13 protein-coding genes are annotated in these 13718 nt (G+C 73.6%); 8 read left to right on the top strand and 5 right to left on the bottom strand.

Going from position 1 to position 13718, the window contains the following annotated elements:
• Positions 1-5: 5 nt before the first annotated feature.
• Both AA0005_RS02670 and AA0005_RS02675 read right to left on the bottom strand, forming a co-directional pair.
• Entirely contained in the window at positions 6-2090 is a 2085-nt protein-coding gene (locus AA0005_RS02670) for a prolyl oligopeptidase family serine peptidase (RefSeq protein WP_413451886.1), read from the bottom strand.
• Positions 2091-2154: 64 nt separating this feature from the next.
• The gene (locus tag AA0005_RS02675) at positions 2155-2319 is read right to left on the bottom strand and encodes an antitoxin (protein ID WP_413451887.1); all 165 of its coding nucleotides are present in this window, start codon (positions 2317-2319) and stop codon (positions 2155-2157) included.
• 103 nt (positions 2320-2422) lie between these two features.
• On the opposite strand from AA0005_RS02675, the gene AA0005_RS02680 reads away from it, so the two are divergent.
• Positions 2423-3850, top strand: coding sequence for an amidase (locus tag AA0005_RS02680; protein ID WP_413451888.1), 1428 nt, complete (start codon positions 2423-2425; stop codon positions 3848-3850).
• Positions 3851-3979: 129 nt separating this feature from the next.
• Here AA0005_RS02680 and AA0005_RS02685 read toward each other — a convergent pair whose 3' ends face one another.
• Positions 3980-4180, bottom strand: coding sequence for a hypothetical protein (locus tag AA0005_RS02685; protein WP_413451889.1), 201 nt, complete (start codon positions 4178-4180; stop codon positions 3980-3982).
• A 157-nt stretch (positions 4181-4337) separates the two neighbouring features.
• Here AA0005_RS02685 and clpB point away from each other — a divergent pair, with 157 nt between their 5' ends.
• From clpB to AA0005_RS02700, 3 genes are all read left to right on the top strand, one after another.
• Positions 4338-6950, top strand: coding sequence for an ATP-dependent chaperone ClpB (gene clpB, locus AA0005_RS02690; RefSeq protein ID WP_413451890.1), 2613 nt, complete (start codon positions 4338-4340; stop codon positions 6948-6950).
• A gap of 102 nt (positions 6951-7052) precedes the next feature.
• Entirely contained in the window at positions 7053-7859 is an 807-nt protein-coding gene (locus tag AA0005_RS02695) for a serine hydrolase domain-containing protein (RefSeq protein ID WP_413451891.1), read from the top strand.
• Positions 7860-7881: 22 nt separating this feature from the next.
• On the top strand, positions 7882-9441 hold the full coding sequence (locus tag AA0005_RS02700) for a patatin-like phospholipase family protein (protein WP_413451892.1): 1560 nt from the start codon (positions 7882-7884) through the stop codon (positions 9439-9441).
• A 9-nt stretch (positions 9442-9450) separates the two neighbouring features.
• Here the strand turns inward: AA0005_RS02700 and AA0005_RS02705 are convergent, their stop codons facing one another.
• Complete coding sequence (locus tag AA0005_RS02705) at positions 9451-10233, bottom strand: exodeoxyribonuclease III (RefSeq protein WP_413451893.1); 783 nt, start codon at positions 10231-10233, stop codon at positions 9451-9453.
• Positions 10234-10265: 32 nt separating this feature from the next.
• Between AA0005_RS02705 and pyrE the strand changes: the two genes are divergently transcribed.
• Genes pyrE through fbaA form a run of 4 tightly spaced genes read left to right on the top strand, consistent with a single transcriptional unit; the run spans position 10266 to position 13256 of the window.
• Entirely contained in the window at positions 10266-10844 is a 579-nt protein-coding gene (gene pyrE / locus AA0005_RS02710) for an orotate phosphoribosyltransferase (RefSeq protein WP_413451894.1), read from the top strand.
• Between the two features lie 48 nt (positions 10845-10892).
• Positions 10893-11546 (top strand): LemA family protein, encoded by a 654-nt coding sequence (locus AA0005_RS02715; protein WP_413453053.1) that lies wholly within the window; start codon positions 10893-10895, stop codon positions 11544-11546.
• On the top strand, positions 11543-12199 hold the full coding sequence (locus AA0005_RS02720) for a TrmH family RNA methyltransferase (protein WP_413451895.1): 657 nt from the start codon (positions 11543-11545) through the stop codon (positions 12197-12199). The genes AA0005_RS02715 and AA0005_RS02720 overlap by 4 nt, the downstream gene beginning before the upstream one ends.
• 34 nt (positions 12200-12233) lie before the next feature.
• Positions 12234-13256 carry a class II fructose-bisphosphate aldolase gene (gene fbaA / locus AA0005_RS02725; protein ID WP_413451896.1) on the top strand — a complete coding sequence of 341 codons (1023 nt, stop codon included), beginning with the start codon at positions 12234-12236 and terminating at the stop codon, positions 13254-13256.
• A gap of 53 nt (positions 13257-13309) precedes the next feature.
• On the opposite strand, the gene AA0005_RS02730 is transcribed toward fbaA, so the two are convergent.
• A complete protein-coding gene (locus AA0005_RS02730; protein ID WP_413451897.1) occupies positions 13310-13693 on the bottom strand; it encodes an STAS domain-containing protein in 384 nt (127 codons plus the stop codon).
• Positions 13694-13718 lie beyond the last annotated feature (25 nt).

Here is a 13718-nt window from a genome sequence, read left to right on the forward strand (position 1 = left end):
CGTTCCTACTGTGCGTCGTCGCCCAGGCGCTGCCAGAGGAACTCGTAGGCGAGGGCCTGCATGAAGGCCGCCTGGGCGTTGGTCGCGGCCCCGCCGTGCCCGCCCTCGATGTTCTCGTAGTACGTCACGTCCTTGCCCGCCTCGGCCATGAGCGCCATCATCTTGCGCGCGTGGCCGGGGTGGACGCGGTCGTCCCGCGTCGAGGTGGTGAACAGGACGGGCGGGTGCTCGTCGTCGGCGTCGAAGCGGTGGTAGGCCGAGAAGGTGCGGATGAACTCCCACTGCTCGGGGTCGTCCGGGTCGCCGTACTCGGCCATCCACGAGGCGCCGGCCAGGAGGTGGCTGTAGCGCTTCATGTCGAGCAGCGGCACCTGGCACACGATCGCGCCGAAGAGCTCGGGGTAGCCGGTGATCATGTTGCCCATGAGCAGGCCGCCGTTCGAGCCGCCCTGGGCGCCCAGGTGGGCGGGGGAGGTGACGCCCCGCGCGACGAGGTCGCGGGCGACGGCGGCGAAGTCCTCGTAGGCGCGGTGGCGCTTCTCCTTGAGTGCGGCCTGGTGCCAGCGCGGCCCGTACTCCCCGCCGCCACGGATGTTGGCGACGACGTAGGCGCCACCCCGGGCGAGCCACGCGCGCCCGACGGCGGCCGAGTACGCCGGCAGGCGGGGGATCTCGAAGCCCCCGTAGCCGGACAGGAGGGTCGGCAACGGGCGCACCACCTCGTTGTCCGCCACGGGCGTGGGGGAGACCTGGAAGTACGGCACCCGGGTGCCGTCGTCGGAGACGGCGAAGTGCTGCTCGACGTGCAGGCCGTCGGTGTCGAAGAAGGCCGGCAGCGACTTGAGCGGCTCGAGGGCGACGACGCCCGCGTTCTCGTCGAGGTCGAGCCGGGCGAGCGTCGTCGGGGTGAGGAAGCCGGTGACGGTGAGCCACAGGGCGTCGGACTCGTCGGGGTCGACGGCGCCGACGGCGATCGTCGCCAGCTCCGGTGCCTCCCAGCCGCCGGGCGCGGCGGAGAGGTCGAGCGGGCGCCGCTGCCACGTCCCGTCGGTCGGGGTGAGGACCTCGAGGCGGTTGACGACGTCGTCGAGGACGTTGAGGACGAGGTGGTGACGGGTCCAGGTCGCCCCGACGAGCGCCGTCGTCCTCGTCGGCTCGTAGAGCACGGTGAAGTCGCGGCTGCCGGCGAGGAACTCGTCGAGGCGGATGGCGACGAGCCCGCCGCCGGGCAGCAGCCGGCCCCCCACCTCCCAGTCCTCGCGCAGCTCGACGGTGAGCCACTCGCGGTGGAGGTCCGGCTCGGCGGAGCGCGGCACGTCGATGCGGGTGAGCTCACCCCCGTCGAGCAGGTAGGTGTCGGAGTCGTAGAAGGCGCGGGCGCGGAAGACGAGGTCGCGCTCGAAACCGGGCGTGAAGTCGTGGCCGGCGCCGATGGACATGTCGGTGTGCTCGCCGGCGAAGACCTCCGGTGCGTCCGCCAGGGCGGTGCCGCGCTCCCAGCGGCGCACCGTGCGCGGGTAGCCGGAGGGGGTCATCGAGCCCTCCCCGAAGTCGGTGTAGGCGAAGACGACGTCGCCGGAGGTGTCGGCCCAGCGCAACGCGCCCTTGGACTCCTCGCGGACGAAGCCGTCCGCGACGAAGGTCTTGGTCACGAGGTCGAACTCGCGGGTGACGTCGGCGTCGGCGCCGCCGCGGGACAGGGCGACGAGGGCCTTCTCGTAGGACGGGCGCAGCACGTGGGCGCCGTGCCAGACCCAGTTCACGCCCTCCTCGGCGGCGAGCGCGTCGACGTCGAGGAGCACCTCCCACTCCGGGTCCGCGCTGCGGTAGGAGTCCCACGTGGTGCGCCGCCACACGCCGCGCTCGTGCTCCGCGTCGGTCCAGAAGTTGTAGAGGTGATCGCCGCGCTGGACGACGGCGGGGATCTTGTCCGTCGAGTCGAGGACCTCGAGGATCTCCTCCCGCAGCCGGGTGAAGCGCTCGGTCTCCAGGGCGGTGACCGCCCGCTCGTTGTGGGCCCGGACCCAGTCGAGCGCCTCGGCGCCCTCGACGTCCTCGAGCCAGGCGTGGGGGTCGGTGTGGGAAGTCATGGGGACATCCCATCACGCGCGCCGACGGCCGGGCCCCCGTGCGGGGAGCCCGGCCGTCCGCGGGTCACTCGCTGCCGATCTTCTTGTCGGCCGCGTCCTGCGCCTTGTCGATCTTGTCGCCGTGCTTGCCGCCGGTCTTGGAGTCGGCCGCGTCGCCCGCCTTGTCGAGGGCGGCGTCGGTCTTCTGCTCGTCGCCGAGGGCGTCCTTGGCCTTGTCGCCGATACCCATGCTCGGTCTCCCCTTCCGTTCGCGCCGCCGGGTCGCGGCTCGTCCTCAGACAGTGCTCCCCGCCGCCCGGACCCGCAACGCGAGGAGTCGATAGCCTCGAGCGATGAGTGACATCCACGAGCTCAGCGCCCTGGACCTCGCCGCCGCCGTCCACAGCGGCGAGCTCAGCCCCGACGACGTCGTCGAGCACACCCTCGAGCGCGCCGAGCGGCTCGGGCCGGCCGTCGGCGCCTTCGCCCACCTCACCCCCGAGCTCGCCCGCGAGCAGGCAGCCGCAGCCACCCGCCGGCTGCGCGAGGGCGGGGAGCTGCCGCCCTTCCTCGGCGTCCCGGTGCCGGTCAAGGACCTCGCGATGGTGGCGGGCCAGCCCTTCGAGGCGGGCAGCGCCGCCCTGCGTGGCTTCATCGCCCCCGCCGACGACGGCGTCACCATCCGCCTGCGCGAGGCCGGCACCCTCATGGTGGGCAAGACGACGACGCCCGAGCTCGGCCTGCCCTCCTACACCGAGCCCGACGTCGCGGCCCCGGCCCGCAGCCCCTGGGACCCGCGCCGCAGCGCCGGCGGCTCCTCGGGCGGGGCGGCCGCGGCGGTTGCCGCAGGCATCGTCCCCGCGGCGCACGCCAGTGACGGTGGCGGCTCCATCCGCATCCCCGCCGCGGCGTGCGGTCTCGTCGGGCTCAAGGCCAGCCGCGGGCGCGTCTCCAAGGGCCCGCTCGGCGTCGACGGCGCCGGGCTCACCGTCGACGGCGTCGTCACCCGCACGGTGCGTGACACTGCGGCCTTCCTCGACGTCCTGTCCCGGCCGTGGCCGGGCGACCACTACCTCCTGCCCGGTCCCCGGTCCTCGTTCCTCGAGGCCTGCGACCGTCCGCCGCGGCGGCTGCGCGTCGGGGTCCTCACCCAGCCGGTCAACGTCCACGAGGCGCCGGTCCACGAGAGCTCCCTCGCCGCCGTCGACCGTGCCGTCCGGCTCCTCGAGGGGATGGGGCACACGGTGACGACGACGCAGGTGCCCTTCAGCCCCGAGGAGTGGGACGCGTTCAACCCGCTGTGGGCCGTCGGGGCACTGTCCGCCCCGGTCCCGCCGGAGGCGGAGGACCTGCTCGTGCCCCTCACCCGGTGGATGCGTGAGCAGGGGAGGCAGTACTCGGGGGTCGACTACGCGGCCGCCGTCGCCTCGGTCCAGCGCCTGGCGCGCTCGGCGGCCGCGGTGTGGGCGGACCTCGACGTCGTCCTCACGCCGGCGCTCGCGACACCCGCGCCGCTCATCGGTGGCATGCGCAACGACGCCGACCCCGGGGCGGACTTCGAGGCGCAGAAGGCCTTCACGCCGTGGACGAGCCCGTGGAACATGCTCGGCGCCCCGGCCATCGCGGTGCCCCTCCACCGGGCCGAGGTCGACGGCGTCACGCTGCCGGTCGGCGTCCAGCTCGGCGCGACGCGGCTGGGAGACGAGGAGCTGCTCCTCGGTCTGGCTGCCGCGCTCGAGGAGGCCGACCCCTGGCCCACGGGCCCGGTCGAGCCGGCCTGAGCCGGGCCGAGCCTCAGACTCAGCCACGGATCTCGCCACAAAGGCTGCTGGGCCGACGCGACACGCCGACGACTCGCCGAGCCCGCGCTGTCATAAGCGCCGGTTGTGGCGGGATCCGGAAGCCGAGCCTCAGTCCGGCGGCTCCAGCGGAGGCGGGCCGGGGGACTCGCTCGGCGGCTCGGGGTCCGGCGCGCTCGGCGGCGCGGTGGGCGGCTGGCCCGGGGGTGGCGGGTCGGCGAGCGGGGCCGCGGGCTCCTGGGAGGGGACCGGCTCACCCGGCGGGACAGCGGGACCGCCGGGGCCGGGGCCGGGCGGAGGAAGTGTCGACATGGTGACTCCTCATCTGGTCGGGAGGTGATCGTGCGCGCCGCGGCCGCCGGCCGCATCTCGTCGGTGGTCGCAAGAGGTGCGGGGAGAGACTTGAGCGGAATAGACTCAACCCTGCGGTGTTGAACTCAGCAGAACCTGAACTCACCCGGAGGTCTTGATGGACAAGCTGACGACCAAGTCGCAGGAGGCGATCGCCTCCGCGATGCGCGCGGCCGCGACGGCCGGCAACCCCCAGCTCGAGCCGGTCCACGTGCTCGTCGCCCTGCTCGAGCAGCCCGGCGGGGTCGCCCCCGCCCTCGTCGACGCCGTGGGCGCGAACCGCGCGGAGATCGTCGAGCGTGCCCGGGCGGCCGCCGCCGCACTCCCCGGTGCCTCCGGCTCCTCCGTCGCCCAGCCCTCGCCCTCCCGCCCGATGATGGCTGTCATCACCCACGCGGGGGAGGAGGCCACCGCGCTCGGCGACGAGTTCGTCTCGACCGAGCACCTCCTGCTCGCCCTCGCGCGCAGCGAGAGCCCCGCCGGCCAGGTGCTGCGCGACCTCGGCGCCGACCGCGAGGCACTCCTCGACGCCCTGCCCACCGTCCGTGGCTCCGGCCGCGTGACGAGCGCCGACCCCGAGGGCACCTACAACGCCCTGGAGAAGTACGGCCAGGACCTCACCGCCGCCGCCCGCGAGGGCCGTCTCGACCCGGTCATCGGCCGGGACGCCGAGATCCGCCGCGTCGTCCAGGTCCTCTCCCGCCGCACGAAGAACAACCCCGTCCTCATCGGTGAGCCCGGCGTCGGCAAGACCGCCGTCGTCGAGGGCCTGGCCCAGCGCATCGTCAACGGGGACGTCCCTGAGTCGCTGCGCGACAAGCGCCTCATCGCCCTCGACCTCGGCTCGATGGTCGCCGGCGCGAAGTACCGCGGCGAGTTCGAGGAGCGCCTCAAGGCCGTCCTCCAGGAGATCAAGGACTCCGACGGCGAGGTCGTCACCTTCATCGACGAGCTCCACACCGTCGTCGGTGCCGGGGCCGCCGAGGGCTCGATGGACGCGGGCAACATGCTCAAGCCCATGCTCGCCCGCGGTGAGCTGCGGATGGTCGGCGCCACGACGCTCGACGAGTTCCGCGAGCACGTCGAGAAGGACCCGGCCCTGGAGCGCCGCTTCCAGCAGGTCTTCGTCGGGGAGCCCTCCGTCGAGGACACCGTGACGATCCTGCGTGGCATCGCGCCCAAGTACGAGGCCCACCACCAGGTGACGATCTCCGACGGCGCGCTCGTCGCCGCGGCGACCCTCTCCGACCGCTACATCAGCGGGCGTCAGCTGCCGGACAAGGCCATCGACCTCGTCGACGAGGCCGCCTCCCGCCTGCGCATGGAGCTCGACTCCTCCCCGGAGGAGGTCGACGCGCTGCGCCGCTCCGTCGAGCGGCTGCGGATGGAGGAGGCCTACCTCCTCGAGTCCGCCGACGCCGACGACCCGGCCTCCCAGGAGCGCCTCGAGCGGCTGCGCGCCGAGCTCGCCGACCGCTCCGAGGAGCTCGCCGCCCTCACCGCCCGGTGGGAGGCGGAGAAGGCCGGCCACAACCGCATCGGTGACCTCAAGCAGCGCCTCGACTCCCTGCGCACCGAGGCGGACCGCGCCGAGCGCGAGGGCCGCTACGAGGACGCCGGGCGCCTGCGCTACGGCGAGATCCCCGCCGTCGAGCGGGAGATCCGCGACGCGGAGGCCGCCGAGGCCACCCAGCCCACCGACGCCCCGATGATCGCCGACCGCGTCTCCGCCGACGAGGTCGCCGAGGTCGTCGCCGCGTGGACCGGCATCCCGGTCGGGCGGCTCCTCGAGGGGGAGACCGAGAAGCTGCTGCGCATGGAGGACGTCCTCGGGCAGCGGCTCATCGGGCAGAAGCGGGCCGTGCAGGCCGTGTCCGACGCCGTGCGGCGCTCGCGGGCCGGCCTGGCCGACCCCGACCGGCCCACCGGCTCCTTCCTCTTCCTCGGCCCCACCGGCGTGGGCAAGACCGAGCTGGCCAAGTCCCTCGCGGACTTCCTCTTCGACGACGAGCGCGCGATCGTGCGCATCGACATGAGCGAGTACTCCGAGAAGCACTCGGTCTCGCGGCTGGTCGGTGCCCCTCCGGGCTACGTCGGCTACGAGGAGGGCGGCCAGCTCACCGAGGCGGTCCGCCGCCGGCCCTACTCCGTCGTCCTGCTCGACGAGGTGGAGAAGGCCCACCCCGAGGTCTTCGACATCCTCCTCCAGGTGCTCGACGACGGCCGCCTCACCGACGGTCAGGGCCGCACGGTGGACTTCCGCAACGTCATCCTCGTCCTCACCTCGAACCTTGGCTCCCAGTTCCTCGTGGACCAGACGCTGTCCGACGAGGCCAAGCGGGAGTCGGTGATGACGGCGGTGCGGGCCTCCTTCAAGCCGGAGTTCCTCAACCGGCTCGACGACATCGTCATCTTCGACGCGCTCACGCTCGAGGAGCTGAGCTCGATCGTCGAGCTGCAGGTCGCGCGGCTGCGCGACCGGCTCGCCGAGCGCCGGATCACCCTCGACGTCACCGCGGCGGCTGCCGAGTGGCTCGCCTTCGAGGGGTACGACCCGGCCTACGGTGCCCGGCCGCTGCGACGCCTCGTCCAGCGCGAGATCGGGGACCAGCTCGCCAAGCTGATGCTCGGCGGCGAGGTCGCTGACGGCGCGACCGTCACGGTGGACCGCGGCCCCGACGGCGGCCTCGTCCTCACCGTCGACGCCGGCACCGCCGTCGCCGTCCAGTAACAACTCCGCTCTCGGCGGGAGGGGGTAACCCTCTCGCCGAGAGCGGAGTTCTTCCGGGGGCTGGGGACACCCGGTCCGTCCACAGGTGGCACCCTGGGAGGCATGAGCGCTTTCGACCAGGTGGAGCTGCCGGACTTCCCACACGCCGTCGTCGTCACCGACGCCGACGGCGTGCGGCTGACCCACGGGGCGGCGCAGGAGTCCTTCCCGTGGGCCTCGGTGACGAAGCTGCTGACGGCGACGGCCACGCTCGTCGCCGTCTCGCGCCACCTCGTCGACCTCGACGAGCCCGCCGGGCCGGACGGCGCCACGGTGCGGCACCTGCTCGCCCACGCCTCGGGCGTGGCGATGGACTCCGACGACGTCCTCTCGGCCCCCGGCCGCCGGCGCATCTACAGCAACCGCGGCATGGAGATCGTCGCCGACCACGTCGCCGAGGCGACCGGCACGGACTTCGCGGACTGGCTCGAGGACACCGTGCTCGTGCCGCTCGGGCTGAGCACCGTCGTCCTCGCCGGCTCGCCGGCGCACGGCGCACGCGGCAGCGCCGAGGACCTCGCCGCCCTCGGCCGCGAGCTGCTCGCCCCCACCGTGCTCGACGCCGAGCTCCTCGCCGAGGCCGCCACCGTCCAGCTGCCCGGCCTGCCCGGCGTGCTGCCGGGCTTCGGGCGCCAGGACCCCAACGACTGGGGCCTGGGCTTCGAGATCCGCGGGACGAAGTCGCCGCACTGGACCGGCAGCGCGAACTCGCCCGAGACCTACGGCCACTTCGGCCAGTCCGGCAGCTTCCTGTGGGTCGACCCGCGGGCCGGGCTCGCCACCGCCTTCCTCGGCGCGCAGTCCTTCGGGGAGTGGGCGGCGCAGCTGTGGCCAGGCCTGTCCGACGCGGTCCTCACCGACCTGGGCTGAGCGCCCGCACTAACCTGCTGCCATGCCTCCCGTCGTCGGCCTCGTCCTCAGCGGTGGCGGTGCGCGCTCCAGCTTCCAGCTCGGTGCGCTGCGCTACCTCTACGACCGCGCGGGCATCACGCCCACGGTCATCACCGGCACCTCGGCGGGCTCGATCCTCGCCGCCGTCCTCGCGCAGTCCGCCGAGCAGGACGGGCAGCGCGCGGCCCTCGACCGCCTCGAGGAGCTGTGGCGGGGGATGAGCGACTCCTCGGACATGTTCGAGGAGCTGCCCTGGTTCAGCCGGCTGCGCGAGCGCGGCCCGGTGTGGGCCGAGGCCCTCGAGCGCCGCCGGCAGCGCCAGGGCGCGCTCGGCCGCTCCTTCAAGCGGGTGGCCGTGCTGCGCGACGAGATCTCGACGGCGGCCGAGCGCGTCGTCCGCAGCGCGAACGGCGACGGCCGCCGCGCTCACCGGCCCGGGGCGGAGGAGCCCGAGGCGGACCACCCGCCCGTCGACCACCCGCCCGTCCCGGCCCCGCCCAGCCGTCTCACCCCGGAGGGCGAGCCCGCCGGTGAGCGGGCCGCGGACACCGAGCAGGCAGGGCGTCCCACCGACGCCCCTGTGTCCGGCGCCGGCCGCTTCCTCGAGTCGATCGACATGCTGCGGACGATGGGCCGCGCCAGCGCGGACCTCGAGGCGATCGTCGACGGGGCCCGCCGGGAGCGGTCGATGTACCGCCCCGGCCCCATCGTCGACCGTCTCGTCGACCCGGAGGTCTTCCGCCCCGACGCCGTGGCGGCGTCCGGCGTCACCCTGCGCATCGCCGTCGTCGCCCTCGAGAGCGGCGAGCTGCGCTACGTCACCGAGGACGGCACGCTCGTCGACCGCGACAACCGCCCCCTGGAGGGCGAGCCGGTCGACCTCGTCGAGGCGGTCCGCGCCTCCTGCGCCATCCCCATGGTCTTCCCGCCGGTGCGGCTGGGGGAGGAGAACTACGTCGACGGCGGGGTGCGGGAGTCCCTGCCCGCGGACGTCGCGATGGCCCACCTCGGGGTCGACACGTGCTACGCCGTCGTCGCCGGGCCCTCGGGTCTGCGCCGCGAGGACTCCTACGACGACAAGGACATGCTCGCCATCCTCATGCGGACGACGACGGCGATCATGACCGACGAGGTGCAGCGCGACGAGGTGGTCCAGGCCCGGGCCGCGGGCGCCGTCGTCGTCGAGCCGGAGTTCGACGTCCACGACACCCTGACGATCGAGCCCGGTCTCGTCTCCCTCGCCATGGACTACGGCTACGTGCGCGCGGCGGAGGCGGTCCTCGGGGCGAGCGCCGAGGAGCAGGCCGTCACCCGTGAGCTCGTCCTCCTGCGCCGGCGCATCTGGCACACCGAGGAGGCGGCCTTCGCGGCGGACGTCGCCGAGGCCGCGCGGCTCGAGCGGGTCGCCGAGATCGCGGGCCTCAAGTACGAGCTGCGCGACCTGCTCCGCCGGGTGCCGGCCGAGCGCCTCCCCGAGGGTGCCGAGGAGTGGTGGCGCACGTGGGAGCACCACCGCACCGAGATCCCGCTCGCCCCGAGCTGGGTCCCCCCGCGCGGCTGAGCGGTCCCCTCAGTCGAGGTCGACGACGACGGGCACGTGGTCGCTGGCCCCCTTGCCCTTCCGCTCGTTGCGGTCGACGTGGGCGCCGGTCACCCGCGCCGCGAGCGCCGGGGAGGCGTGGACGAGGTCGATGCGCATGCCCTCGTTGCGGGGGAAGCGCAGGCGCTGGTAGTCCCAGTAGGTGTAGGCGCCGGGGGTGTGCTCGCGGGTGACCTCCGCGAAGCCGGCCTCCGCGAGCGCGTCGAGCGCCGCACGCTCGGGCGGGGAGACGTGGGTGGCGCCGACGAAGGCGGCCGGGTCCCACACGTCCTCGTCGCGCGGGGCGACGTTCCAGTCCCCGACGAGCGCCGCCTGGGCCGCCGGGTCGACGGTGAGCCAGCCCTGGGCGGCGTCGCGCAGCGCGGCCAGCCAGTCGAGCTTGTACTGGTAGTGCGGGTCGTCCAGGGTGCGGCCGTTGGGCACGTACAGGCTCCACACCCGCACGCCGTCGACCGTCGCGCCCAGGGCGCGGGCCTCGGCGGCGGCGGGCTCGCCCCACGTCGGCATGCCCGGGAAGCCGACCTCGACGTCCTCCACCGGCAACTGGGAGACGACGGCGACCCCGTTCCACTGGCTCAGCCCGTGGTGCGCGACGTGGTAGCCGGCCGCCTCGAAGGGCAGGAGGGGGAACTGGTCGTCCCGGCACTTCGTCTCCTGCAGGGCCAGGACGTCGGTGCCGGACCGCTCGAGGAAGGCCAGCACCCGGTCGACCCGGGTGCGGACGGAGTTGACGTTCCACGTGGCCAGGCGCATGGGGCGAGGGTATCGGCCGGTACCCTGCAGCCGTGACCTCCCCCAACGACTCCCTGCGCAGCGCCCTGGCCCAGCACGTCCGTGAGCTCGCGGTCATCCGCGGCGAGGTGACCCTCGCCAGCGGCCGGACCTCCGACCACTACGTCGACATGCGCCGCGTCACCCTCCACCACGCCGCCGCGCCGCTCGTCGGGCACGTCATGCTCGACCTCCTCGAGGAGGCCGGGCTCGGCCCTGAGGAGGTCGACGCCGTCGGCGGGCTCACCATGGGCGCCGACCCCGTCGCCACGGCGATCCTCCACGCCGCCGCCTCCCGCGGCCTCACGGTCGACGCCTGCGTCGTGCGCAAGGAGGCCAAGGCCCACGGGCTGCAGCGGCGCGTCGAGGGTCCCGACGTCGCCGGACGCCGCGTCGTCGCCGTCGAGGACACCTCGACCACCGGCGGCAGCCTCCTCACCGCGATCGAGGCGCTGCGCGAGGCGGGCGCCGAGGTCGTGGGCGCCGCCGTCGTCGTCGACCGCGACACCGGTGCGCGCGAGCGCGTCGAGGAGGCCGGCGTGCGCTACCTCGCCGCCCTCGGCCTCGCGGACCTCGGACTGGACCAACGCTGAGACCGGCGGGTCGGAGGGGCCCTCCTGTGACAGGCTGAGCCCGTGGAGATGCTCGTCGTGCTCGTCGTCCTGGCCGCCATCGTCGTCGCCGTCGCCATCTGGGCGATCGCGACGTACAACGGGCTCATCCGGCTGCGCAACCTCGTCCAGGAGGCCTGGCGGCAGATCGACGTCGAGCTCCACCGCCGCCACTCCCTCGTGCCCAACCTCGTCGAGACCGTCCGGGGCTACGCCGCCCAGGAGCGGGAGGTCTTCGACGAGGTCACCCGCGCCCGGGCGGCCGCGGCCGGCGGCGGGGTCGGGCCCGCGCAGCAGGCCCAGAGCGAGAACGCCCTGAGCGGCGCGCTCAGCCGCCTCTTCGCCGTCGCCGAGAACTACCCGCAGCTGCGCTCCTCGGAGAACTTCGCCGACCTCCAGGCCGAGCTCACCAACACCGAGGACCGCATCGCCGCGGGCCGGCGGTTCTACAACGCCAACGTGCGCGAGCTCAACACGAAGATCGAGACCTTCCCGCCGAACATCATCGCCAACATGTTCTCCTTCCGGCGCGCGGAGTACTTCGAGGCCAACGACCCCGCGGTCCGCGCCGTCCCCTCGGTCCACTTCACCGCCGGCGAGGCGCCCGGCCCCGCCGTCCCCACCGACGGCGGCCCCTCCTTCGGCGGGCAGCGCGGGGGCTACGACCCGCAGCGCGACGCTTGAGCGAGGAGGTCGGCGTCGGGCCCTGGCCCGGCGGCCCGGACGCGTGGCCGCAGGACCCGCGCCTCGACCCCGAGCTCCTCGCCGCGGGGGACCGGCGTAACGTCGTCGACGAGTACCGCTACTGGCGGCTCGAGGCGATCGTCGAGGACATCGACTCCCGCCGCCACCCCCTCCACGTGGCGATCGAGAACCTCGGTCACGACTTCAACATCGGCTCGGTCGTCCGCACGGCCAACGCCTTCGCCGTCGCCGCCGTCCACATCGTCGGGCGACGGCGGTGGAACCGCCGCGGGGCGATGGTCACCGACCGCTACCAGCACCTGCACCACCACGACGACGTCGCCGGGCTCCTCGCGTGGGCGCGGGACGAGGGGCTGCCGGTCATCGGCATCGACAACGTCCCCGGGTCCCTGCCCCTCGAGCACCGGCCGCTGCCCGAGCGCGCCGTCCTCCTCTTCGGCCAGGAGTCCGGCGGGCTGTCGGCGCAGGCGCGGGCCGCGTGTGCGGAGATCCTCCACATCACCCAGTACGGCTCCACCCGGTCCCTCAACGTCGGGGCGGCCGCCGCGGTGGCGATGTACTCGTGGATCCTGCAGCACGGGCCGCAGGTCGGACGTCCCGGTCCGGCCGAGTCCGGGCATGACACAATCTAGGCGTATCGCCGCGTCTATCCACAGGAGGCATTCCGTGCCCATCGCAACCCCCGAGTCCTACAACGAGATGCTCGACAGGGCGAAGGCGGGCAAGTTCGCCTACCCGGCCATCAACATCACCTCGTCCCAGACGGTGACCGCCGCGATCCGCGGTTTCGCCGAGGCCGAGAGCGACGGCATCATCCAGGTCTCCGTCGGCGGTGGCGAGTACGCCTCCGGCTCGACGATCAAGGACCGCGTCACCGGCACCCGGGCCCTGGCCGCCTACGCCCACGAGGTCGCCAGGAACTACGGCGTCACCATCGCGCTGCACACCGACCACTGCGTCAAGGAGAACCTCGACTCCTGGGTGAAGCCGCTGCTCGCCATGGAGGCCGAGGAGGTCGCCGCCGGCAAGAACCCGACCTTCCAGTCGCACATGTTCGACGGCTCGACCGTCCCGCTGGAGGAGAACCTCGTCATCGCCGAGGAGCTCCTCGAGCTCTCCCAGAAGGCGCGCACGATCCTCGAGATCGAGGTCGGCGTCGTCGGCGGCGAGGAGGACGGCCACGAGGCCGAGATCAACGAGAAGCTCTACACCACCCCCGAGGACGGCCTCGCCACCGTGCGCGCCCTCGGCGCCGGCGAGAAGGGCCGTTACCTCACCGCCCTCACCTTCGGCAACGTCCACGGCGTGTACAAGCCGGGCGCGGTCAAGCTCCGCCCGGAGATCCTCGGCGAGATCCAGCGGGTCGTCGGCCAGGAGATCGGCAAGGAGTCGCCCTTCGACCTCGTCTTCCACGGCGGGTCCGGCTCCACGGCCGAGGAGATCGCCCTCGCCGTCGACAACGGCGTCATCAAGATGAACGTCGACACCGACACCCAGTACGCCTTCACGCGTCCCGTCGTCGAGCACATGTTCCGCAACTACGACGGCGTGCTCAAGATCGACGGCGACGTCGGCAACAAGAAGGCCTACGACCCCCGCGCCTGGGGCAAGGCCGCGGAGGCCGGCATGGCCGCCCGCGTCGTCGAGGCCTGCCAGCAGCTGCGCTCGGCCGGCACGAAGATGGCCTGACGCACCACCGAGAAAGGCCCGCCGGCAGCTGCCGGCGGGCCTTTCTGCTGTCCTCAGGCGGCGTCGTCGCCCGGGCCTGCGGGCTCGGGGAAGCCGGGGTCCTCCTCGACGATCGTCACGACGTCGCCCAGGCGGGTGATGTCGAGGAGGAAGCGCACGACGTCCGGGGGCTTGATCATCGTCAGCGGCCCGGGGGTGCGGTGCGCGAGGCGTGCCAGCAGCGCCACGCCGGAGGAGTCCATGAAGGTCACGTGCCGGGCGTCGATCTCCACCGGGTTGCGCGAGGACTCCGCCTCGGAGACCGCCTCGGTGAGCTCGCTGCTGAGGGCCACGTCGATCTCGCCCGAGAGCACAAGACGGGTGCGCCCCTGTGCCACCATGACCGAGGCCGTCCCGGCATCGTGACCACGGCCGGTTCTCGAAGTGTCGTCGCGCACAGGCTCTCCTTCTGCTTGTCCGGCG

It is taken from the genome of Georgenia phoenicis (assembly GCF_047302425.1).
In the GTDB taxonomy this organism is placed as follows: Bacteria; Actinomycetota; Actinomycetes; order Actinomycetales; family Actinomycetaceae; genus Oceanitalea.

Excerpts from the sequence above, each read along its gene's own strand:
- AA0005_RS02670 (WP_413451886.1), bottom strand. The coding sequence starts at position 2,090 with ATGACTTCCCACACCGACCCCCACGCCTGGCTCGAGGACGTCGAGGGC.
- AA0005_RS02675 (WP_413451887.1), bottom strand. The coding sequence starts at position 2,319 with ATGGGTATCGGCGACAAGGCCAAGGACGCCCTCGGCGACGAGCAGAAG.
- AA0005_RS02680 (WP_413451888.1), top strand. The coding sequence starts at position 2,423 with ATGAGTGACATCCACGAGCTCAGCGCCCTGGACCTCGCCGCCGCCGTC.
- AA0005_RS02685 (WP_413451889.1), bottom strand. The coding sequence starts at position 4,180 with ATGTCGACACTTCCTCCGCCCGGCCCCGGCCCCGGCGGTCCCGCTGTC.
- clpB (WP_413451890.1), top strand. The coding sequence starts at position 4,338 with ATGGACAAGCTGACGACCAAGTCGCAGGAGGCGATCGCCTCCGCGATG.
- AA0005_RS02695 (WP_413451891.1), top strand. The coding sequence starts at position 7,053 with ATGAGCGCTTTCGACCAGGTGGAGCTGCCGGACTTCCCACACGCCGTC.
- AA0005_RS02700 (WP_413451892.1), top strand. The coding sequence starts at position 7,882 with ATGCCTCCCGTCGTCGGCCTCGTCCTCAGCGGTGGCGGTGCGCGCTCC.
- AA0005_RS02705 (WP_413451893.1), bottom strand. The coding sequence starts at position 10,233 with ATGCGCCTGGCCACGTGGAACGTCAACTCCGTCCGCACCCGGGTCGAC.
- AA0005_RS02715 (WP_413453053.1), top strand. The coding sequence starts at position 10,893 with ATGCTCGTCGTGCTCGTCGTCCTGGCCGCCATCGTCGTCGCCGTCGCC.